This is a genomic window from Salipiger sp. CCB-MM3 (genome assembly GCF_001687105.1).
Lineage (GTDB): Bacteria > Pseudomonadota > Alphaproteobacteria > Rhodobacterales > Rhodobacteraceae > Salipiger.
The window spans coordinates 2330494-2350350 of record NZ_CP014595.1; the positions used below are offsets into that span (position 1 = coordinate 2330494).

At 66.3% G+C, this 19857-nt stretch carries 23 protein-coding genes and 1 other RNA gene; 20 read left to right on the forward strand and 4 right to left on the reverse strand.

The features are described 5' to 3' along the window. The first annotated feature begins 150 nt into the window (after nt 1-150). Genes AYJ57_RS11265 through AYJ57_RS11285 form a run of 5 tightly spaced genes read left to right on the forward strand, consistent with a single transcriptional unit; the run spans nt 151 to nt 3624 of the window. Nucleotides 151-486 (forward strand): L-rhamnose mutarotase, encoded by a 336-nt coding sequence (locus AYJ57_RS11265; protein WP_066105086.1) that lies wholly within the window; start codon nt 151-153, stop codon nt 484-486. Continuing rightward, the gene (locus AYJ57_RS11270) at nt 479-814 is read left to right on the forward strand and encodes a UxaA family hydrolase (RefSeq protein WP_066105089.1); all 336 of its coding nucleotides are present in this window, start codon (nt 479-481) and stop codon (nt 812-814) included. Before AYJ57_RS11265 ends, AYJ57_RS11270 begins: the two co-directional genes overlap by 8 nt. Then, a complete protein-coding gene (locus tag AYJ57_RS11275; RefSeq protein WP_066105092.1) occupies nt 811-2001 on the forward strand; it encodes a UxaA family hydrolase in 1191 nt (396 codons plus the stop codon). Before AYJ57_RS11270 ends, AYJ57_RS11275 begins: the two co-directional genes overlap by 4 nt. A gap of 16 nt (nt 2002-2017) precedes the next feature. Continuing rightward, on the forward strand, nt 2018-2764 hold the full coding sequence (locus AYJ57_RS11280) for an SDR family oxidoreductase (RefSeq protein ID WP_066105095.1): 747 nt from the start codon (nt 2018-2020) through the stop codon (nt 2762-2764). Between the two features lie 20 nt (nt 2765-2784). Next, nucleotides 2785-3624: a fumarylacetoacetate hydrolase family protein gene (locus tag AYJ57_RS11285; RefSeq protein ID WP_066105097.1), complete on the forward strand. Its 840-nt coding sequence runs from the start codon at nt 2785-2787 to the stop codon at nt 3622-3624. 112 nt (nt 3625-3736) lie between these two features. On the opposite strand, the gene AYJ57_RS11290 is transcribed toward AYJ57_RS11285, so the two are convergent. Both AYJ57_RS11290 and AYJ57_RS11295 read right to left on the reverse strand, forming a co-directional pair. Continuing rightward, nucleotides 3737-4291 carry a CHAP domain-containing protein gene (locus AYJ57_RS11290; RefSeq protein ID WP_066105099.1) on the reverse strand — a complete coding sequence of 185 codons (555 nt, stop codon included), beginning with the start codon at nt 4289-4291 and terminating at the stop codon, nt 3737-3739. Between the two features lie 273 nt (nt 4292-4564). Then, complete coding sequence (locus AYJ57_RS11295) at nt 4565-5098, reverse strand: peptidoglycan-binding domain-containing protein (protein WP_066105101.1); 534 nt, start codon at nt 5096-5098, stop codon at nt 4565-4567. Nucleotides 5099-5339: 241 nt separating this feature from the next. Here AYJ57_RS11295 and AYJ57_RS11300 point away from each other — a divergent pair, with 241 nt between their 5' ends. From AYJ57_RS11300 to AYJ57_RS11325, 6 genes are all read left to right on the forward strand, one after another. Next, the gene (locus AYJ57_RS11300) at nt 5340-5663 is read left to right on the forward strand and encodes a 2Fe-2S iron-sulfur cluster-binding protein (protein WP_066105104.1); all 324 of its coding nucleotides are present in this window, start codon (nt 5340-5342) and stop codon (nt 5661-5663) included. A 173-nt stretch (nt 5664-5836) separates the two neighbouring features. Further along, the gene (locus AYJ57_RS11305) at nt 5837-6406 is read left to right on the forward strand and encodes a VCBS repeat-containing protein (RefSeq protein ID WP_237220144.1); all 570 of its coding nucleotides are present in this window, start codon (nt 5837-5839) and stop codon (nt 6404-6406) included. 180 nt (nt 6407-6586) lie between these two features. Next, entirely contained in the window at nt 6587-7399 is an 813-nt protein-coding gene (locus AYJ57_RS11310; RefSeq protein WP_066105111.1) for a TIGR00282 family metallophosphoesterase, read from the forward strand. Continuing rightward, entirely contained in the window at nt 7399-8349 is a 951-nt protein-coding gene (locus AYJ57_RS11315) for a DMT family transporter (RefSeq protein ID WP_066105114.1), read from the forward strand. Before AYJ57_RS11310 ends, AYJ57_RS11315 begins: the two co-directional genes overlap by 1 nt. Continuing rightward, nucleotides 8346-10124, forward strand: coding sequence for an SLC13 family permease (locus AYJ57_RS11320; RefSeq protein WP_066105116.1), 1779 nt, complete (start codon nt 8346-8348; stop codon nt 10122-10124). The genes AYJ57_RS11315 and AYJ57_RS11320 overlap by 4 nt, the downstream gene beginning before the upstream one ends. Before the next feature lie 139 nt (nt 10125-10263). After that, nucleotides 10264-11004: a YebC/PmpR family DNA-binding transcriptional regulator gene (locus AYJ57_RS11325; protein ID WP_066105119.1), complete on the forward strand. Its 741-nt coding sequence runs from the start codon at nt 10264-10266 to the stop codon at nt 11002-11004. Between the two features lie 96 nt (nt 11005-11100). Here the strand turns inward: AYJ57_RS11325 and AYJ57_RS11330 are convergent, their stop codons facing one another. Further along, nucleotides 11101-11724: a hypothetical protein gene (locus AYJ57_RS11330; protein ID WP_066105122.1), complete on the reverse strand. Its 624-nt coding sequence runs from the start codon at nt 11722-11724 to the stop codon at nt 11101-11103. A gap of 392 nt (nt 11725-12116) precedes the next feature. On the opposite strand from AYJ57_RS11330, the gene AYJ57_RS11335 reads away from it, so the two are divergent. From AYJ57_RS11335 to AYJ57_RS11375, 9 genes are all read left to right on the forward strand, one after another. After that, on the forward strand, nt 12117-12854 hold the full coding sequence (locus AYJ57_RS11335) for an alpha/beta fold hydrolase (RefSeq protein WP_066105125.1): 738 nt from the start codon (nt 12117-12119) through the stop codon (nt 12852-12854). A 46-nt stretch (nt 12855-12900) separates the two neighbouring features. After that, nucleotides 12901-13329, forward strand: a complete 429-nt coding sequence (locus AYJ57_RS11340) for a VOC family protein (protein WP_066107003.1) — start codon at nt 12901-12903, stop codon at nt 13327-13329. Between the two features lie 100 nt (nt 13330-13429). After that, on the forward strand, nt 13430-14476 hold the full coding sequence (locus AYJ57_RS11345; RefSeq protein ID WP_066105127.1) for a nuclear transport factor 2 family protein: 1047 nt from the start codon (nt 13430-13432) through the stop codon (nt 14474-14476). 349 nt (nt 14477-14825) lie between these two features. Beyond that, nucleotides 14826-15533 (forward strand): alpha/beta fold hydrolase, encoded by a 708-nt coding sequence (locus tag AYJ57_RS11350; protein ID WP_066105130.1) that lies wholly within the window; start codon nt 14826-14828, stop codon nt 15531-15533. A gap of 62 nt (nt 15534-15595) precedes the next feature. Continuing rightward, nucleotides 15596-15998: RNase P RNA component class A (gene rnpB / locus AYJ57_RS11355), an RNA gene on the forward strand. Between the two features lie 155 nt (nt 15999-16153). Continuing rightward, entirely contained in the window at nt 16154-16321 is a 168-nt protein-coding gene (rpmG, locus tag AYJ57_RS11360) for a 50S ribosomal protein L33 (protein WP_005630270.1), read from the forward strand. 342 nt (nt 16322-16663) lie between these two features. Further along, nucleotides 16664-17011, forward strand: coding sequence for a hypothetical protein (locus AYJ57_RS11365; RefSeq protein WP_237220145.1), 348 nt, complete (start codon nt 16664-16666; stop codon nt 17009-17011). Between the two features lie 154 nt (nt 17012-17165). Further along, on the forward strand, nt 17166-18290 hold the full coding sequence (locus AYJ57_RS11370; protein ID WP_066105133.1) for an aminodeoxychorismate synthase component I: 1125 nt from the start codon (nt 17166-17168) through the stop codon (nt 18288-18290). Beyond that, complete coding sequence (locus tag AYJ57_RS11375; RefSeq protein ID WP_066105137.1) at nt 18251-18922, forward strand: aminotransferase class IV family protein; 672 nt, start codon at nt 18251-18253, stop codon at nt 18920-18922. The genes AYJ57_RS11370 and AYJ57_RS11375 overlap by 40 nt, the downstream gene beginning before the upstream one ends. An 88-nt stretch (nt 18923-19010) precedes the next feature. Here AYJ57_RS11375 and AYJ57_RS11380 read toward each other — a convergent pair whose 3' ends face one another. After that, entirely contained in the window at nt 19011-19754 is a 744-nt protein-coding gene (locus AYJ57_RS11380) for a Bax inhibitor-1/YccA family protein (RefSeq protein ID WP_066105140.1), read from the reverse strand. Nucleotides 19755-19857: the final 103 nt, after the last annotated feature.

Here is a 19857-nt window from a genome sequence, read left to right on the forward strand (position 1 = left end):
TCGCCCTGCGGGGCGGCGCGCCTTTCCTCCTCTCGCCTTACGTTGACAGGCTCACCGGCTGAAGTTTAGATATGAAGAGAATGTCCGGATATGAATATCACGAGTGATCAGACCCGGACCTTCCGTCAGCCCCAGCCGCCGAGGACCCAGATGAGCGTTCAACGTCACGGCCAAATCATCGCCGTCGATCCAGAGGGGATCGCCGAGTACAAGCGCCTGCATGCCGCCGCATGGCCGCAGGTTCTGGAGATGATTTCCGTCTGCAACATCCGCAACTACTCGATCTTTCTGAAGGAGCCGGAAAACCTGCTCTTTGCCTATTTCGAGTATGTCGGAAATGACTTCGACGCGGACATGGCGAAGATGGCCGCCGATCCGGTCACGCAGGACTGGTGGTCGAAATGCATGCCGCTGCAACGACCGCTAAAGACCCGCGCCGAGGGCGAATGGTGGGCCGAGGCCGAGGAGGTCTTTCACCATGACTAAACCCGGCAGCACCATGTTTGGCCCGTTTCTGCTGCTCAGCCCGGCGGACAATGTTCTGGTCGCCCGCGCGGCGGTGGAAGAGGGCAGCGCCGTCCCGCTCGAAGGCGGCGAGATCACGCTCTCTCGCCCGATCCCGCTGGCGCATAAGATCGCCCGCCACGACATCGCCGAGGGCGCGCGGATCCTGAAATATGGCATGCCCATCGGCATCGCGACCGAAGCGATCCCCGCCGGGGCGCATGTGCATGTGCACAACATCCGCTCGGCCTATACGCCGACCCATATGCTGCAGGACGCCGACGGTCTCTCGGCGGGGGTGGCGCAATGAACGGCTGGCTCAGACAGGACGGGCGCAAGGGCATCCGCAACACGGTCGTCGTCGCCTATCTGGTGGAATGCGCGCATTTCGTCGCCTCCAAGATCGTCGCGGGGTTCCCCGATGACGACGTGCAGCTGATCGGTTTTCCCGGCTGCTACCCCAATGAATACGCCGCCACGATGATGGAGCGCCTGTGCACCCATCCCAATGTTGGCGCGGTGCTTTTTGTCAGCTTGGGCTGCGAGAGCTTCGACAAGGTGCGGGCCTCGAAGGCGGTGGCGGACTCGGGCCGTCCGGTCAAGACGCTGGTGATCCAGAAGGCGGGGGGCACCGCTTCGACCGTCTCCATGGGCCGCGACTGGGTGCGCGGCGCGCTGGCACAGGTGGCTGAGGTGCCGCAGGTGCCCATGGGCATGGACGAGCTGATCATCGGCACGGTCTGCGGCGGCTCCGACGGCACCTCGGGGATTTCGGGCAATCCGGCGGCGGGCAAGGCTTTTGACCTGCTGGTCGATGCGGGCGCGGCCTGCATCTTCGAAGAGACCGGCGAGCTTATCGGCTGCGAAGAGATCATGGCCGAGCGTGCTGCGACGCCGGAACTGGGCCAGCTGCTGCGCGAGAGCGTGCAGAAGGCCGAGCGCTATTACGCGACGCTGGGCTACGGCAGCTTTGCCGCAGGCAATGCGGCGGGCGGGCTTTCGACCATCGAGGAAAAGAGCCTCGGCGCCTATGTCAAATCCGGCGACAGCCCGATCGCAGGGCTGATCAAGCCCGGGGATGTGCCGCCGCGCGGCGGGCTCTATCTGATGGATGTGGTGCCCGACGGAGAGGTGCGTTTCGGCTTTCCCAACATTTCGGACAATGCCGAAATTGTCGAGATGATCGCCAGCGGCGCGCATCTGTCGCTCTTCGTCACCGGGCGCGGCTCGGTGGTCGGATCCGCCATTTCTCCGGTCATCAAGATCTGCGCCAACCCCGAGACCTACAGAAACCTGTCTGATGACATGGACGTCAACGCCGGAGACATCATAGAAGGGAAGCGCAGCATCGAGCAGGTGGGGCGCGAGATTTTCGAACTTGTGGGCCGCGTGGCAGGCGGCGCGCAGACCAAGTCCGAGGCGCTGGGGCATCGGGAGTTCATCCTGACCTACAAGAGTTTCGAACCTATCGGGCCGGCCTGCCTGCCGGCCGCATGACGCAAAAGGAGGAGTCATGAATCTGCAGCAAAGACTGGCCGGAAAGCGTGCGGTGATCACCGCCGCCGGTCAGGGCATCGGTCGCGCGACGGCCGAGCGTTTCGCCGCCGAAGGCGCCGAGGTGATCGCCACCGACATCAATGACGCGGCGCTTGAAGAGCTTGGCAAGATAGGCGGCATCACCGCCAAGAAGCTCAACGTGCTGGATGGCGAGGCGATCAAGGCCTTCGCCGCCGAGATCGGCACCGTCAACGTGCTGTTCAACTGTGCCGGTATCGTGCACGCGGGCACCTTGCTCGAGGCAAGCGAGGACGAGTGGGATTTTGCCTTCGACCTCAACGCCAAGGCGCAGTTCCGCATGCTCCGCGCCTTCCTGCCGGGGATGCTGGAGAACGGCGGCGGCTCGATCATCAACATGTCGTCGGTGGCGGGTCCGATCACCGGGCCGGTCAACCGTCTGGTCTATTCGGCCTCCAAGGCCGCCGTCGTCGGCCTGACCAAAGGCGTGGCCGCCGATTATGTGACCAATGGCATCCGCTGCAACGCCATCTGCCCGGGCACGGTCGACAGCCCCTCGCTGCACCAGCGCCTGCGCGACACCGGCGATTACGAGGGCGCGCTCAAGGCCTTCATCGGCCGCCAGCCGATGGGCCGGGTAGGCGATCCCAACGAGGTGGCCGCGCTGGTCGCCTATCTTGCATCCGACGAATCCGGTTTCACCACCGGTCAGGCGCACGTCATCGACGGCGGCTGGACCACTTAAGACCTTAGAAGGACCTCCTCATGAAATTCGCACGTTACGGCGCCCGCGGCGCCGAGAAACCCGCCCTGATCGACGCCGATGGCAACCTGCGTGACCTTTCGGCTCATGTCTCCGACCTCTCCGGCGAGGTGCTGACCGACTTGGACAAGTTCAAGTCGATCGACCCGGCCTCGCTGCCGCTGGTCGAAGGCGAGCAGCGCTATGGCGCCTGTGTCGGCGGCACCCGCAAGTTCATCTGCATCGGCCTCAACTACGCCGACCACGCCGCCGAAAGCGGCATGGATGTGCCGCCCGAGCCGGTGATCTTCGCCAAATTCACCTCGGCGATCTGCGGCCCGAACGATCCGATCATCATCCCGCGCAATTCGGTCAAGACCGACTGGGAGGTCGAACTGGGCTTCGTCATCGGCAAGACCGCCAAATACGTCAAGGAAGAGGACGCGATGGATCACGTCGCGGGCTTTTGCCTGATCAACGACGTGTCCGAGCGCGAGTTTCAGGCCGAGCGCGCGGGCCAGTGGGTGAAGGGAAAGTCGTCTGACAACTTCGGCCCGACCGGCCCGTGGCTGGTGACCCCGGACGAAGTGGGCGATTTCGACAACCTCGGCATGTGGCTCGAAGTGAACGGCGAACGCGTGCAGGACGGCTCGACCGCGACGATGGTCTACCGCGTGCCCTTCCTCGTGTCGTACCTGTCGCAGTTCTTCACGCTCGAGCCGGGCGACATCATCTCGACCGGCACGCCTCCGGGCGTCGGCCTCGGCTTCAAGCCGCCGCGCTATCTGAAGGCTGGCGATACGGTGGAACTGGGCATCGAAAAGCTCGGCACCCAAAAGCAGATCTGCGTCGCCGACGACTAAGTACAGGCGGGCAGCGCTTCGGGGCTGCCGCCACCAAGACGCACGCTAGAAAAACAAAAGCGCGGGGCAGGGCCTCGCGCTTTTTGTCTTTTCGGGAAATGCCGAAATTGGCTCAGTTCACCCGCTGGGGGTAGATGAAGCCGCTGACCGCATAGGGGCTGCCGAAGGTGCCCGGGTTGCTCTCCAGCCGCACCTGCGACCAGTCGTTGTTCGGCGACACGTCCTGCACCGCCATCTTCAGCGAGACTTCGTTGCGGTGCCAATTGGCGTGATCGACCAGCACTTCGCGCGGCGAGACCACATCCGAGACCACCGCCACATGGCCCATGGGGATCTTGCGCGAGGAGCTGAAGGCCATCACCGCGCCGACCGCCGGCTGCTTGCCGCGGTTGTAGAGGTCCTTGGCCTGCCCCCACCACGTCTCGGCATTGCCGCGGATGTTGATGCCGCTGAGGTTGCGCGCGTAGGGCACGCACCAGACGCGCTGGCCCTTCGACTGCAGGTCCGCCACCTCGCGCAGAGCGAGGTCTTGGCGGGACGGATCAAGCTGGATGTCGGAAAGACGCTGAACCTCGGGTTTCTGCGCGCAGGCAGCGGTCAGCATCAGAAGAAGTGCGCAGGCGAGCGGTAAGGCCCGCGCCTTCGGGGTGGCGTCTGTCACGCGCATATGTCCCTCGGTCTTTTTGTTGTCTGCTCAGCGCCACTGTTGCCGCGGCGGCCTCGTGCAGAATGGTAAACCGATTGTTTGTAACAAATCGAAGAAAATGTGATCACTTTGGAACCGGCGAAAATCCGCTCACCCGTTCTTTTTATGTTCCGCTTTGCGGCGCTGACCTTGCCCTGATCTGATCAAATCCTGACTAAAAACTGGGCAATTTGCGGTTGGGCACGCGTCACGGGCGCGTGTCCAGGCGAGAGATGGGGCGGCCCAAAACCCGAGTCAGCCGCCCGAATCCTCCAATTCGCTGAGGTCCACCGCGATCAGTCCCAGCGCCTTCGCGGTCTCCAGCGACAGCTGCGCGCTCTCCAGCCCGCGCTCTTTTTGGTAGCGCGCCACCGCCTCGCGGGTGGCCCCATCCATCTCGCCGGTGATCGCGCCGTGGAAATAACCCCGCGCGTCCAGCGCCCGCTGCACCGAAGAGATGAACTCCGGCGTCATCTGCGCCGGGCAGGGCGCTTCGAACCGCATCTCGCCGCGCGGGCGCACCAGCTTGGGCACTTTGGTGCGGCGATAGACCGGCGGGCGGATCACCGTGCCATCCTCGGCGATCTCGGCCTGCACCACCTGCACCTCTCCGGTGACCTGCTCGTAGATCGCCGGCACATGCTCGCGCGCCCAGCAGGTGCCGTCCGGCGCGGTCTCGGTGGGCAGCGGCGCCTCAGGGGCGGAGCCTGCCTCCGGTGCGGGCGCGGCGCAGGCGGCAAGCAGCGCCAGAAGGGCGGGGGCCGCGCGGCGCGGAGGGATCGGGGGCATTGGCTCGGGTCTCACTGGGTTTTTTTTGGGGGGTCTTTTGGGGGTCTTTTGCCGCAGACCCTAGCAAGCCGCCCAAGCGCGCGAAAGCCGGGCACGTCGCTTTGCGTCCGACCCGAGGTGCCCGCGCCACGGGCAGCGGGTGGCTCTGCATGTGTCTGCGCGGAATGTCGTGCCGTGGGCTCTGGACCCAAGCCCCGGCAGGGCGCTACAACGCGCCGAACGAATGATGGAGACAAGGCCGATGGCGAAGATCACCTATATCGAGTTTGGCGGCACCGAGCATGTCGTCGAGGTTGCGACCGGCATGACCGTGATGGAAGGCGCTCGCGACAATGGCATCCCGGGCATCGAGGCCGATTGCGGCGGCGCCTGCGCCTGCTCGACCTGCCATGTGTATGTGCATCCCGACTGGGTCGAGAAGCTGCCCGCGAAGGATGACATGGAAGAAGACATGCTCGATTTCGCCTTCGAGCCCGATCCCTCGCGCTCGCGCCTGACCTGCCAGCTCAAGGTCACCGACGCGCTCGACGGGCTGGTCGTGCAGATGCCGGAAAAGCAGATCTGAGCCGTAGTTTCGGATCCCGGCGCGGCCGAAGTCGCGCCTTTGGTGCGGCGCTGGCCCTGCTATGGGGGCTGGCGCTGAGCCTCCCCCTTGGCGCGGCCCATGCGGCAGAGCGCCTGACCGCCGCCTATGCCGAACCCACGACGCGCTACGATCATGGTGTTCTGGGCGATGCGGTGGAATGGGGCGCGCTGCGCCTCGATGGGCCGCAGGGTACTGCGTTGATCCGCCTGCCGCAGCACCGCGTCTTCGAAGACATCGCGCCGCGGGTGATCGCCCTGCCCGAGGGCGGCTGGGCGGCGCTGGTGGTCGAAAGCGATTTGGCCAAGGGCGCGCGGCTGGCGCTCTACACGCCAAAGGGCCTGCACGCCGCCACGCCTTTCATCGGCCAGAGCCACCGCTGGCTCGCGCCGCTTGGCGGCGGCGATCTCGACGGCGACGGGGCGCTGGAACTGGCCTATGTGGACCGGCCGCATCTGGTCAAAACCCTGCGCGTGGTGCGCTACCTGCCGGGCGATCCGGTACTGCGCGAGGTGGCGGCGCAGCCCGGCCTCAGCAATCACCGCATCGGCTGGAGCTTCATCGCCGGCGGCCTGCGCGACTGCGGTGCGGGCCCCGAGATGGTGCTCGCGGACGGCGGCTTCGACCGGCTCGTCGCGGCGCGGCTGCAGGGTGGCGCGATCGCGCTGCACGATCTTGGCGCGTGGTCGCTGGACGCGTCTGAATTGTCGCTGCGCTGCCGCTGAGGGGGCAGCCGCGTATTTGTGGAACAATGAAAGCGCCTCGCGCCCGGCGCCGCCACTTCTTCTCTTTCCAAATACGCCCGCCGGAGGCGTGCCGAACCGTGCCGCCCGAGCGTCGCCGGGGCAGCGCGCTGCGCCAAAAGGGGCTTTGCTTTCACGCCCGCGCGGCGTACCCATGGCGGCATGAGAACACTCTTTCTTGGGGACGTGATGGGCCGCGCCGGGCGCGCCGCCATCGCCGAGACCCTCCCGAAACTGCGCGACGACTGGAAGCTCGATTTCGTCGTGGTCAATGGCGAGAACGCCTCCAGTGGGACCGGCATCACCGGCGCCCACGCCAAGCTTCTGCTTGAAGCCGGGGCTGATGTGGTGACGCTGGGCGATCACGCCTTCGACCAGAAGGAAATGCTGACCTTCATCGAGAGCGAGCCGCGCATCATCCGCCCGCTGAACTTCGCCAAGCAGGCGCCGGGCCGCGGTGCCGCGCTCTTCACCGACCGCCGCGGGCGCAAGGTGCTGGTGCTGCAGGTGCTGGGGCAGGTCTTCATGAAGCGCGCCTTCGCCGATCCTTTCTCGGCGGTGGATGAGGTACTGCGGCGCCACCCGCTGGGCGGGCAGGCGCAGATGATCCTTGTGGACGTGCATTGCGAGGCGACCTCGGAGAAGATGGGCATGGGGCATTTCTGCGACGGGCGCGCCAGCCTCGTCGTCGGCACCCACACCCATGTGCCCACCGGCGACGCGCAGATCCTGCCCGGCGGCACCGGCTATCTGACCGACGCGGGTATGTGCGGCGACTACAATTCGGTCATCGGCATGGACAAGGCCGAGCCCATGCGCCGCTTCGTCACCGGCATGGGCAAGACCCGCTTCCAGCCCGCGCTTGGCGAGGCCACGCTGTCGGGCGTGGTGGTCGAGACCGATGACCGCACCGGCAAAGCCACCGCGGTGCATATGGTGCGCCAGGGCGGGCGGCTGGAGCAGGCCGGACCCTGATGCGCCGGGCCTGGCCCTTTTTCGCGCTGATCGCGGTGGGGGCGCTCTGGGGCGCGGGGCAGCCGTTCGCCAAGGCCGCCGTTTCCGAAGGCTATCGCCATGTGGGCATCCTGTTCTGGCAGCTGGCGCTCGGCGCGCTGCTGCTGGGCGGGGTGACGCTGGCGCGCGGACAGAGCCTGCGCTTTGCGCGCGGCGATCTGCCGCTGCTGCTCTTCGTGGCGCTGGCGGGCACGGTGCTGCCCGGCATCTCGTCCTACACCGCCGCGGTGCATCTGCCATCGGGGCTGATCTCGATCCTGCTCTCCGCCGTGCCGATGTTCGCCTTTCCCATGGCGCTGCTGTTCGGCAACGACCGCTTTTCGTGGCGGCGCCTCATCGGGCTGACGCTGGGGCTGGGCGCGGTGCTGCTGCTGGTACTGCCGCAGGCCAGCCTGCCCGAGCCGGGCATGGCGCGCTGGGTGCCGGTGGCGCTGATCTCGTCGCTGTTCTACGCGCTCGAAGGCAATGTGGTGGGCCGCTGGGGCATGCGCGGGCTCGATCCGGTGAAGCTGCTGGCCGGGGCTTCGGCGCTGGGGGCGATAATCGCCCTGCCGCTGGCGCTGATCACCGGCCAGTTCATCGACCCGCGCCCGCCGTGGGGCGCGCCCGATCTGGCGATCCTCGCAGGCTCGGCGCTGCATGCGCTGGCCTATGCGGGCTATGTGGCGGTGGTCGCCGCGGCAGGCGCGGTCTTTGCGGTGCAGGTGGCCTATCTGGTAACCCTTTTCGGGCTTTGCTGGGCCATGCTCTTTCTTGGCGAGAGCTACACCGGGGCGATCTGGTGCGCGCTGCTCATGATGTTGGCAGGGATGGCGCTGGTTCAGCCGCGGCCTCGGGGCTTTCTTGTAAGCGCCGGAACAGACGTTAAGAATGGCGCCGAGCGCGCAGGTACAGGCAACATATCCGCATGACTATTTTTGAGCTGAGCCAGACCGCCCAGGCCTGGGTGACGATCGCCACGGTGCTGGCCATGTTCGTCCTGTTCATCCGCGAGACCTATCCCACCGAGGTTGTGGCCATCGGTGGCACCGCCTTCCTGCTGGCCACCGGTGTGCTGCCCTATCAGGACGCGCTGTCGGTGCTGTCGAACCCGGCGCCTTGGACCATCGCGGCGATGTTCGTGGTGATGGGGGCGCTGGTGCGCACCGGGGCGCTCGACACGTTTGCCACCTATGCTCAGGCGCAGGTGCAGCAGCGCCCGAAGAAGGCCATGGCGGTGATCATGGCGGTGGTGATCCTCGCCTCGGCCTTCATGAACAACACGCCGGTGGTGGTGCTGATGCTGCCGGTCTTCGTGCAGATCTCGAAATCGCTGGGGCTGCAGCCCTCGAAGCTGCTGATCCCGCTGAGCTATGCGGCGATCCTCGGCGGCACCACCACGCTCATCGGCACCTCGACCAACCTGCTGGTCGACGGTGTGGCGCGGGCGCAGGGGCTGGAGCCGTTCAGCATCTTCGAAGTGACGCCGCTGGCGATCATCCTCGTGGCGTGGGGGATGCTTTACCTGACCGTCGTGGGGCGCTTCCTGCTGCCCGACCGGCACTCGATGGCGGGGATGCTGTCGGACCGCTCGCGCATGAAGTTCTTCACCGAGGCGGTGATCCCGCCCGACAGCGACCTCGTGGGCCGCGAGGTGCTGGGGGTCAATCTTTTCAAGCGCGAGGGCGTGCGGCTTGTGGACGTGGTGCGCGGCGACGAGTCGCTGCGCCGCAACCTCGAGGGCGTGGAGCTGCAGGTCGGCGACCGGGTGGTGCTGCGCACGCAGATGACCGAGCTTCTGTCGCTGCAGCGCAACAAGTCGCTGCGCCGGGTCGACCAGCTGTCGGCGAAAGAGACCACCACGGTCGAGGTGCTGATCTCGCCGGGCTGCAAGATGGTGGGCCGCAGCCTTGGCGCGCTGCGCCTGCGCCGCCGCTTCGGCGTCTACCCGCTGGCGGTGCACCGCCGGAACCAGAACATCGGGCGCAAGATCGACGAGCTTGTGGTGCGCGTCGGCGACACGCTGCTGCTTGAAGGCGCGCCCGAGGACATCAAGCGCCTCGCCGAAGAAATGGCGCTGGTCGATGTCGCGCGCCCCTCGGCCCGGGCCTTCCGCCGCGGCCATGCGCCGGTGGCGATCGGCGCCATGGGCGGCATCGTGGTTTTGGCGGCGCTTGGCGTCGCGCCGATCCTCGCGCTGGCGGTGATTGCCGTGGCGGTGGTGCTGTTCACCCGCTGTATCGACAGCGACGAGGCGTTTTCCTTTGTCGAAGGCCAGCTCTTGGCGCTGGTCTTTGCCATGCTGGCCATCGGCGCGGCGCTCGAGGCCTCGGGGGCGGTGCAATTGATCGTCGGGGCCATCGCGCCGCTGCTCGAGACCTTGCCGGGGCCGCTGTTGATCTGGGCGGTGTTCCTGATGACCTCGGTGCTGACCGAGGCGGTGAGCAACAATGCCGTGGCCGTGGTGGTGACGCCGATCGCCATCGGCCTTGCGCATCACCTCGGGATCGACCCGCGTCCGCTGGTCGTGGCGGTGATGGTGGCGGCGTCCTGCAGCTTTGCCACGCCCATCGGCTACCAGACCAACACGCTGGTCTACGGCCCCGGCGGCTACCGCTTCTCGGACTTCCTGAAGGTCGGGGTGCCGTTGAACCTTTCCATCGGCATTCTGAGCGCGGCGCTGATCCCACTCTTCTTCCCGCTCTGAGCCGAGGGCGCCCATCGCGGTGCCCGCCGTGGCTCACATCCCAGCAAAACAGGGCCAGCGGGCTTGCGGGGGCAGGGGGCTGTGCGGTATGAGACCGCGATATTCCACATTCACTACATAGACGAGGCAAGAGGTCCCCATGGCCGGCCACTCCAAATGGGCAAACATCCAGCACCGCAAGGGCCGTCAGGACGCGGTGCGCGCCAAGCTCTTCTCGAAATTCTCCAAAGAGATCACCATCGCCGCCAAGATGGGCGATCCCGATCCTGAAAAGAACCCGCGCCTGCGGCTTGCCGTCAAGGAAGCCAAGAGCCAGTCCATGCCCAAGGACAACATCGAGCGCGCCATCAAGAAGGCCATCGGTGGCGACGGCGAGGATTACGAAGAAATCCGCTACGAAGGCTACGGCCCGAACGGCGTGGCGGTGATCGTCGAGGCGATGACCGACAACCGCAACCGCACCGCCTCGAACGTGCGCTCGACCTTCACCAAGAACGGCGGCAACCTCGGCGAGACCGGCTCGGTGGCCTTCATGTTCGAGCGTAAGGGCGAGGTCATCTACAAGGCCGAGGCCGGTGACGCCGACACCATCATGATGGCCGCCATCGAGGCGGGCGCCGAGGATGTCGAAAGCGACGCCGAAGAGCATTTGATCTACTGCGCCGACACCGATCTCAACGAGGTGGCGACCGCGCTTGAGGCCGAGCTTGGCGAATCGGAATCCACCAAGCTGATCTGGAAGCCGACCACCACCACCGAGCTTGATCTCGACTCCATGCAGACGCTGATGAAGCTGGTGGATGCGCTGGAAGACGATGATGACGTGCAGCGCGTCACCACCAACTTCGAAGCCTCCGAAGAGGTCATGTCGCAGCTCTGAGCGCGACCCAAGACCGGTTAGAGACCAGACATGCGAAGGGCGGGAGATCACTCCCGCCCTTTTCCGTTCTGCGCCCTCGGGTACTGGAGCGGTGGCTCAGGCGTAGCTGATCGCCAGTTCGACGACGCCCTTGTCGCCCCCGGAATGGGTGGCGGTCAGCGCCAGATCAAGCTTGCCGAAGCCCAGATGCAGATGCGCCGCGTCGCGGCGGACATCGCGGGATTCCAGCTTGTCGGCGATGCGGTGCACGATCTCTTCTTCGTCGCGGGCAATCCCCTCGAAGGCCGCGCGCGGCATCACGTCGGCGTAAAGCTCGACCTGCGGCTCGCCGCTGGCAGAGGTGCAGCCCAGCAGCACGAAGAAGGCGATCAACTCGCCCGCCATATCGTCGTGCAGGCTGCAGCTGAAACCAAGCGCGGCGCCGGTGCCGCCGGTGTTCTCGATTGCGCCGCCGATGGCGCGATGCGCCCGCATGCGCTCCGACAGGCTCGCGCCTTCGGCCCAGTCACCGGCAAAGAGCGCGCTGCCCAGCCGGTGCCAGTCGAGGTCGGTGTCATTGGCGAGCACAAATTCGACCCGTTGCGCGGGATGTCCGGCCAGCAGATCGTCAAGATCGTGGCGCAGCGCGCTATAGGCGTCGAGGATGTGGTGACCCGCGATCTCGACGGAAGGAAGATGCGGTGCGGAATTGGGGGTGGCTGTAGCAACAGCTCCAGTCATGGGAATGCTCCGGTGAAAAAGAAAAAGTGGTCAAATACGCCCGCAAAGTTTGAAGGATTTTCGGGGCCTGTCCATGCGTGGTTTGTGCAAGCTGTCCTAGCGACAAGAAGACCTTGGGAAACTGTGCTTGAGAATTTACATTCTTTCGAATTTTCCCAGCGTTCTCAGGGCTCTGCCGGGCGCGATGTAAGCTGCCGTGCGGCGCAAGGATCGGCAAGATTTCGCAAGTGCAAAAATAAGGCAGGCAAACGGCCCCGAAGGCGCCCTCTCAAACGCCCACCCAAACGCCCTGTGGCCGGGCTTGCGTCGCTGCCGCCCGCGCGTCAGTTTGGCGCCAAGCAAAGACCCGCAAGACCAGCAATACCTCAGACGTCGGACGATCCATACACACCATGACCCAGACCCAATATCTCGACACGCCCCGCGCGCGCCTTGCCTATGTGCACACCCCCGGAGACGGGCCCACGGTGGTGTTCCTCTCGGGCTACAAGTCGGACATGGAAGGCACCAAGGCGGTGCATCTCGAGGCTTGGGCCAAGGCCCGTGGCCGCGCCTTCCTGCGGCTCGACTATTCCGGCCACGGCCAGTCCGGCGGCGCCTTCGAGGACGGCTGCATCGGCGATTGGGCGGCGGATGCGCAGGCGGTGATCGAACATGCCACCTCCGGGCCGCTGATCCTTGTGGGCTCGTCCATGGGCGGCTGGATCGCCTGTCTGCTGAGCCAGCGGCTGGCGGATGTGCGCGGCTTTGTCGGCATCGCCGCCGCGCCGGATTTCTCGGAAGACAGTTTCTGGGCCGGGTTCTCCGAAGCACAGCGTGCCGAGGTGATGGACAAAGGCGTGCTCTACCTGCCGTCGGACTATGGCGAGCCCTATGCGGTGACGCGAAAGCTGATCGAAGACGGGCGCGAGAACCTCGTGCTGCGCAGCCCGCTGCCGATGCCGTGGCCGGTGCGGCTGGTGCAGGGCACGCAGGATGAGGCGGTGACCCGCGAGACTGCGCTGCGCCTGCTGGACCATATCGACAGCCCCGATCTGCGCCTCAGCTTGGTGAAGGGCGCCGACCACCGCTTTTCCGAGCCGGAGAACCTTGCGCAGATCGAGGCCAGCATCATCGACGTCGGCGGCTGAGGAGGCCCGTGAGCCCATGACCCTGAAACCCATGACCCAAACTCCCATGCAACAGCGCATCAGTCTGATCACCCTCGCCGCCGCCGATCCCGAGGCGCTGGCGGAGTTCTACGATGCGCTGGGATGGCAGCGCATCGACGCCATGCCCGGCATGGTGGTCTATGACCTGCTGGGGCAGGCGGTGGGCATTTATGCCCGCGCCTCGCTGGCCGAGGACATGGGCGTGCCCGAAGAGGCGCTTGGCCATGGCGCCATGACGCTCGCGCACAATGTCGGCAGCGCCGAGGAGGTCGAGGCGCTGATGGCGCGGGCCGAGGCGGCGGGCGCCAAGGTGCTGCGCGCCGCGGGTAAGGTGCATTGGGGCGGTCACATTGGCTATTTCGCCGATCCCGAAGGGCACGTCTGGGAGATCGCCCACAACCCCTTCTCGCCGCTGCGCGCCGAGGATGGCGCCTTCCGCTGGCGCGGCTACTGAGGCGCTTTTCTCTGACGGAAACTCTCTGACGGAAACTCTCTGGCGGCAACGCTTTCTTCACCGCTTTTCCGCAGGATGCGGCCAGCACGAAGGAGGCCGCATGCAGGGTTTCGATCAGCAATTTCTGGATTTCCCGGATTACCTGCGCAAGCTTGCCGCGGGCGTCTGGACCCGGCGCAGCCTTGATCTCGGCTCAGACAATGGCTCAGACGGCAGGGATGGGGACAGCGAGCCAGGGCTCGCGGCACATTGGCACCCACAGGTGATCCTGCGCCGTCCGCAGGGCATTGGCTTTGGCCCCGAAGCGCTGCGCGCCGAGGTGCTGGAGCTCGCCTCTGCGCTGCCGGACCTCTCGGTCCAGACCGAGGATGTGCTTTGTTCCGGCGCGCCGAAAAGCGGGCTTCTGGGCGCGCAGCGGCTGCTCTTCAGCGCCACCCACGCGGGCGAGGGCGTCTTTGGCACCCCCAGCGGGCGTCGCCTGCGGTTCCGCGCGCTGGCCGAACTGCACGCCAAGGACAATCGCGTCGCCGATCTCTGGGCGGTGCGCGACACCGGCGCGCTCCTGCGCCAGCTTGGTCTGTCGGTGCGGGACTGGGCGCGCTTTCGCATCGCGGGCCATGACCCCGAGACGCAGCCCTTCCGCCCCGACGTCGATGTGCAGGGCCCCTATAGCGCGCGGGGCAACGACAACCATTGGGGGCAGGGGTTTGCCGCGCTGCTGGCGCAGATGATGGACGGCGGCTTTTCCGGTGCGGCGGCGCAATATGATCCGGCGGCGCGGCTCGACTGTCCGGGCGGGCAGGCGTTGCGCGGACCGCAGGGGGCCGAACGCTTCTGGCTTGGCCTGCGCGCGTGCTTCCCCTCGGCCCGGTTCGAGCTGCACCATTGCCTCGGCGAAGAGGTGGCGCTGATGCCGCCGCGCGCCGCGCTGCGCTGGTCGCTCACTGGGCGGCACGAGGGCTGGGGCGCCTTCGGGCGGCCCACCGGGGCGCGGGTCCATGTCATGGGGCTCAGTCAGGCGGAGTTCGGACCGGGCGGGCTGCGCCGTGAATGGTCGCTCTACGATGAGGCGGCGGTCTGGATGCAGATCCACCTCGCCACCGGCCATGCCGAGGCACGGCAGCCGGGGCTGGCACTGGCCGGTTAGGCACCCGGGATCCGCCGCCGATCATAGCCGCCGATCTCACCCGCCCACGCAACAGGCCCGGCCCGTGCATCAGACACGGCATGCGCAACAGGCCCCGCCCGTGCATCAGCCCCCGCATACGCAAAAGCCCCCCAAATGCGACCGGCAAGTGCCCGCCTGCGCAGGAGTTTCCCGCTTTCACTGGGAATGGCCTCTCGCTACGCTATCTGGCGGTGCAGAGAGTGCCACACCGGGCGGCGAGTCGCGCCCCAAGGTGCTGGTGTCTGCCGGGCGCATAACGCAGGTCGCATTACGCAGGCCGCAAGAATTACAGGACGACGTGAAATGACGGACGAACGGCAGGTGCACCATGGCTGACACGCTGGTGCTGCTGCCCGAATCCATGTGTGACGCCCGTCTCTATGGGCCGCAGATCGCCGATCTTTCGCGCGAGATGGCGGTGATGGTCGCGCCGGTGCATCTTGGCGACCGCATCGAAGAGATCGCCTCGAGCCTGCTCGACGTGCTGCCGCGCCGCGTGGCGCTGGCGGGCAGCGGCTTTGGCGGCATGGTGGCGATGGAATTGCAGCGCCGCGCGCCCGACCGGGTGTCGCGCTTGATGCTGATCGGCAGCTCGCCCCTCGCCGACACGCCGCAACAGGCCACCGACCGCGAGGCGCTGGTGATCAAGGCCCGGTCCGGCAAGCTCGCCGAGGCGATGCGCAGCCTCATCCCCGAAGACAGCCTTGCCGACGGCCCCTATCGCGCCGAGATCATGGAGATGCTGCAGGAGATGGCCGAGGGCTTTGGCCCGGATGTCTTTGTGCGGCAGGCCCGCGCGTTGCAGCGGCGGCGCGACCAGCAGGCGGCGGTGCGCAAGCTGCGCATCCCCACCATGGTGCTCGCAGGCACGCAGGATTCGCTCTACCCCGAAAAGCGCCAGAGCTTTCTGGCGGAACTGATCCCCGGCGCGGTGCTGCGGATGATTCCCGGCACCGGGCATCTGCCGATGCTCGAAGACCCCGACAGCGTGAGCGCCGCGATCCGCGAATGGCTGGCCCTGCCGCAACCGCGCTGAGCCAGCGGATGCCCACCACCCGCGCTTGACCGTGCGCGCTGCGCCGCCTATGAGCGCCGGGCGTGGAGGGCCGGGCGGCCGCTGCGGTGGGCAACCGCCGGAGAGGAAAGTCCGGACTCGCTGAAGCATCGGTGCCGGGTAATGCCCGGGCAGGGCAACCTGACGGAAAGCGCCACAGAGAACAGACCGCCGCCTTTCGGGGCGGTAAGGGTGAAACGGTGGAGTAAGAGACCACCGGGGGGCTGGCAACAGTCCCCGCATGGCAAGCCCCACCGGGAGCAATGCCAAATAGGGACCCCGCGCGGGGCATGATCCCTTCGGGGATATCGCCGCAGGGCCGCTTCAGCCCGAGGGGTCCGGGTTGGCAGCTTGAGCCGCGTGGCAACGCGCGGCCTAGAGGAATGGTCGCACAGGGGCGGGGCAACCCGCTCTGGACAAAATCCGGCTTATAGGCCCTCCACGCAAAGATTTCCGCGCCCGCTTGGCTGTGACCTCGGGGAAAATGCGCCTAGTCCGAGATTCTCGGGCCAAGAGCTGTTGACTCCGGGCCGCGGCTGAGTAAAAGGCGGGCTTCAAGAGATTTCACGGGCGGCGCTCGCCCCCGTTGCAGGAGAAGAAGAATGGCGAAGCCGACCACCATCAAGATCCGCCTGAACTCGACCGCCGGGACGGGCCATTTCTACGTGACCAAGAAGAACGCGCGCACGATGACCGAAAAAATGACCGTGCGTAAGTACGATCCGGTTGCGCGCAAGCACGTGGAATACAAGGAAGGCAAAATCAAGTAAGCCTTCCGGTTTCGGATCAACGAGAGCCGCACGGGGCAACCCGCGCGGCTCTTGTCGTTTCAGCCTCTGATATTTCTGGCCTCCTGCGGGTGGGTGGCGGTGTGGCGCTTTCGGCGCCATTTCTTGTTTTGCTGGAATGGCTTGCGCCAAACGGTGTGCTTTGGTGGTCTTTGGTATACATCTAACGCATTGATTTGACTGCATAACGGGTCTTCCGTCTTGCGGGTTTTCCGGCTCGCGTCTTCGTGAAATTCTGCACTGCAGAAATCTTCCCGCGGGATGCCGAGGCGACCTGCGATCAGACAGACCGGCGCGCTGCGCCCAGACCCGAAAGATATCGCAATGATCAAATCCGCTCTTCTGGCCACGCTGGCCGCCGCGCTTCCCGTTCTCGCACAGGCCGAGGTTCTGACGCTCTCCGAGCCGATGGCCGGCGGCACGCTGCGCGAAGGCACCGTCGACATGTCGGTCTACACGCTGCCCAAAGGCGAGACCGCCAGCGAGGTCGTGGCCTTCTACACCGAACGCGTGGGCGCAGAGCCGCTGCGCCTTGCCATGCAGCTTGAGGATGGCGACAGCACCACCTTCGGCCTGCCGGGCATCTCGGGCGTGTCCTACCGCTTCGAGCGCACAGCGGGCGTGGTGACCGTCACCAGCGCGCCGACCAAGACCGAGCTTGCGCTGAACTGACCCTGTCACGCGCCTGACTGCCAAGGCCGTCCCCGCGGGGACGGCCTTTTGCGTTTGTGGTGGGCTGCGTCCCCGCGGGTTTTTCCGCTACGGCATCTCGCCAGCGGGCGGCTGCTCTGCTAGGGGCATCGCCGGAACGCGATGGAGAGCGGCGATGCAGGACGAGCGCGTAGTGCTGGAGGCGGGCCCGGACGGGCTGCCGGTGCTTTTCGAGCGCCCGCGCGAGCTTGTCACCGCCAGCACCCCGGCGGGCGCGCAACTGGCGCTGGCGCGGCTCGAACAGGCCCGCGCCGCGGGTTTCTGGATCGCCGGATATGCCGCCTATGAGCTGGGCTTCGCGCTGGAGCCCGCGCTGGCGGACCTCTGGCAGCCTGGCGCGCCCTTGCTGCATTTCGGCGTCTTCGATGCGCCCCGGCCAGTAGATGCGTCGGCGGAGGAGGGATCGGCCCTGGTCACCGGGGTGACGCCGCTCTGGAGCCGCGCGCGCTATGCCGAGAGCTTTCACGCGGTGAAAGAGATGATCGCGGCGGGCGATCTCTATCAGGTCAATCTGACTATGCCGGTTGAGGTGAGCTTTGAGGGCTCGCCAGAGGCGCTCTGGTCGGCGTTGCGCGCCTATCAGCCGGTGGGTCACGGCGGCTTTGCCCGGCTGGGCGAGGAGGTGATCCTGTCGCGCTCGCCCGAGCTGTTCTTCCGGCTTGGGGCCGACCGCCGGATCGAGGTGGCGCCGATGAAAGGCACCGCCCCGCGGGGCGCCACGCCTGCCGAGGATGATGCGCTGCGCGACGCGCTGGGGCAGGATGAAAAGAACCGCGCCGAGAATGTGATGATCGTCGATCTGATGCGCAACGATCTGTCACGGCTGGCGCGGCCCGGCTCGGTCAAAGTGCCCGAGCTTTTGAAGGTCGAGCGCTACGCCACGGTGCACCAGATGATCTCGCGCGTGGTGGCTGAACTGGACGCCGCTCCAACGCTGCCGGGGCTGCTGCAGGCGCTCTTCCCGTGCGGCTCGATCACCGGCGCGCCGAAGATCGCCGCCATGCGCGCGATTCACACGCTGGAGCGCTGGCGGCGGGGCGTCTATTGCGGCTCGCTGGGTTGGGCTGCGCCCGATGGCAGGGCGGAGTTCAACGTGGCGATCCGCACGCTGAACGTGACCGCGCCGGGGCGCGCGCTGATGGGGGTCGGCGGCGGCATCGTGCACGACAGCACTTGCGACGCGGAATATGAGGAGGCGCTGTGGAAAGCCCGTTTCGTGACCGGATTGATGACGGCCTGAGGCTGATCGAAACGCTGCGCTGGGAGCCCGGCAGCGGCGCCCTGCGGGGTGATCGGCATCTGGCGCGCTGCCTGCGCAGCTGCGCGGCGCTGGGGTTTGATGTGGCCCCCGAGGCTTTGACGGAGGCACTGGAGAGCTTCCACGCCGAGACACCGCAGCGGCTGCGTCTGACGGTGGCGCGCGCGGGGGATGTGGAGATCACATCGGCCCCGTTTGAGCCTGTCACCGTCCCCGCGGGGACAAAGGTGCAGCTGTGCGCGGCGCGGCTTGATCCTGAGGACACGCTGCTGCGCCACAAGACCACGGCGCGGGCGCTCTATGATGCGGCGCTGAAGGCGCGGCCCGAGGGCGTGGCGGAGCTTCTGTTCCTCAACACCGAGGGCGCGCTTTGCGAAGGGGCTTACACAAACGTCTTTCTGGAGCGTGAAGACGGCGCGCGGGTGACCCCGGCGCTCGCATCCGGCCTTTTGCCGGGGATCCTGCGTGAGCAGCTTCTGGAGGAGGGGGCCTTTGCCGAGGCCACGGTGCCCTTTGCGGACCTGCAATGGGCCAAGCGGCTGTGGATCGGCAATTCGCTGCGCGGGCTGATGGCTGCTGAACTGCTGCCCGGAGAGGTGATGGTAACGCTCTGACCCGATCCGCCTATGGCCTCGCGCAAAAGAAAAGCCCCGCCAAACCCTTGGGTCTGGCGGGGCCGGTAAGCCGGTGCTGGCGGTGCGATTACTCGCGGTTGCCGAGCAGCTGCAGCAGGAACATGAACATGTTGATGAAGTCCATGTAGAGGTTCAGCGCGCCGACGATGGCCGATTTCGCGAGCCACTCGCTGTCGCCGTGGGCGGCGTGCTGGAGGTAGGTGTTCTTGATGTTCTGGGTGTCATAGGCGGTGAGGCCTGCGAAGATCAGCACACCAAGGATCGAGATGGCGAAGTAGATCGCTGGCGAGCCGAGGAAGATGTTGATGATCGAGGCGACCAGAATGCCGATCACGCCCATGATCAGGAACGAACCCCAACCGGAGATGTCTTTCTTGGTGGTGTAGCCCCAAAGCGACAGACCGGCGAAGGCGATCGCGGTGACCAGGAAGACCTGGGCGATCGAGAAGCCGGTGAAGGCCACGAAGATCCAGCTCAGCGACAGGCCCATCACCGCCGCGAAGGCGTAGAAGAACAGCTGCGCGCCAGCGGCGGAGAGGCGGTTGAGCGCCGCGCCGAAGGCAAAGACCATGATCAGCGGGGCGAACATGACGATCCAGCCGAGGATGTTCGGCTGCAGCGTCATCGGGTCGCGGAAGACGGCGAGCAGGTTGGGGCTGGTGCCCACGGCCCAGGCGACTGCGAAGGTCAGCAGCATGCCCACGGACATGGTCGCATAGACCTTGTTCATGTGCGCGCGGAGCCCCGCGTCAATCTGGGCCGCGCGTGCGCCGGCCGCGCCGTGGGTCCGGATTGTGTTGAAGTCTGCCATCGGGTCCTGTCCTCCGAGTTGAATATCTGCAGTCAAAAGATAACTGTTCTGCTCCGATATTGGCAGTCTGTATGTTGTTTTCAAGAAGAGCGATGCGCAAAAA

Coding starts and splice junctions, on each gene's coding strand:
- AYJ57_RS11265 (WP_066105086.1), top strand. CDS start 151: ATGAGCGTTCAACGTCACGGCCAAATCATCGCCGTCGATCCAGAGGGG.
- AYJ57_RS11270 (WP_066105089.1), top strand. CDS start 479: ATGACTAAACCCGGCAGCACCATGTTTGGCCCGTTTCTGCTGCTCAGC.
- AYJ57_RS11275 (WP_066105092.1), top strand. CDS start 811: ATGAACGGCTGGCTCAGACAGGACGGGCGCAAGGGCATCCGCAACACG.
- AYJ57_RS11280 (WP_066105095.1), top strand. CDS start 2,018: ATGAATCTGCAGCAAAGACTGGCCGGAAAGCGTGCGGTGATCACCGCC.
- AYJ57_RS11285 (WP_066105097.1), top strand. CDS start 2,785: ATGAAATTCGCACGTTACGGCGCCCGCGGCGCCGAGAAACCCGCCCTG.
- AYJ57_RS11290 (WP_066105099.1), bottom strand. CDS start 4,291: ATGCGCGTGACAGACGCCACCCCGAAGGCGCGGGCCTTACCGCTCGCC.
- AYJ57_RS11295 (WP_066105101.1), bottom strand. CDS start 5,098: ATGCCCCCGATCCCTCCGCGCCGCGCGGCCCCCGCCCTTCTGGCGCTG.
- AYJ57_RS11300 (WP_066105104.1), top strand. CDS start 5,340: ATGGCGAAGATCACCTATATCGAGTTTGGCGGCACCGAGCATGTCGTC.
- AYJ57_RS11310 (WP_066105111.1), top strand. CDS start 6,587: ATGAGAACACTCTTTCTTGGGGACGTGATGGGCCGCGCCGGGCGCGCC.
- AYJ57_RS11315 (WP_066105114.1), top strand. CDS start 7,399: ATGCGCCGGGCCTGGCCCTTTTTCGCGCTGATCGCGGTGGGGGCGCTC.
- AYJ57_RS11320 (WP_066105116.1), top strand. CDS start 8,346: ATGACTATTTTTGAGCTGAGCCAGACCGCCCAGGCCTGGGTGACGATC.
- AYJ57_RS11325 (WP_066105119.1), top strand. CDS start 10,264: ATGGCCGGCCACTCCAAATGGGCAAACATCCAGCACCGCAAGGGCCGT.
- AYJ57_RS11330 (WP_066105122.1), bottom strand. CDS start 11,724: ATGACTGGAGCTGTTGCTACAGCCACCCCCAATTCCGCACCGCATCTT.
- AYJ57_RS11335 (WP_066105125.1), top strand. CDS start 12,117: ATGACCCAGACCCAATATCTCGACACGCCCCGCGCGCGCCTTGCCTAT.
- AYJ57_RS11340 (WP_066107003.1), top strand. CDS start 12,901: ATGCAACAGCGCATCAGTCTGATCACCCTCGCCGCCGCCGATCCCGAG.
- AYJ57_RS11345 (WP_066105127.1), top strand. CDS start 13,430: ATGCAGGGTTTCGATCAGCAATTTCTGGATTTCCCGGATTACCTGCGC.
- AYJ57_RS11350 (WP_066105130.1), top strand. CDS start 14,826: ATGGCTGACACGCTGGTGCTGCTGCCCGAATCCATGTGTGACGCCCGT.
- rpmG (WP_005630270.1), top strand. CDS start 16,154: ATGGCGAAGCCGACCACCATCAAGATCCGCCTGAACTCGACCGCCGGG.
- AYJ57_RS11365 (WP_237220145.1), top strand. CDS start 16,664: ATGATCAAATCCGCTCTTCTGGCCACGCTGGCCGCCGCGCTTCCCGTT.
- AYJ57_RS11370 (WP_066105133.1), top strand. CDS start 17,166: ATGCAGGACGAGCGCGTAGTGCTGGAGGCGGGCCCGGACGGGCTGCCG.
- AYJ57_RS11380 (WP_066105140.1), bottom strand. CDS start 19,754: ATGGCAGACTTCAACACAATCCGGACCCACGGCGCGGCCGGCGCACGC.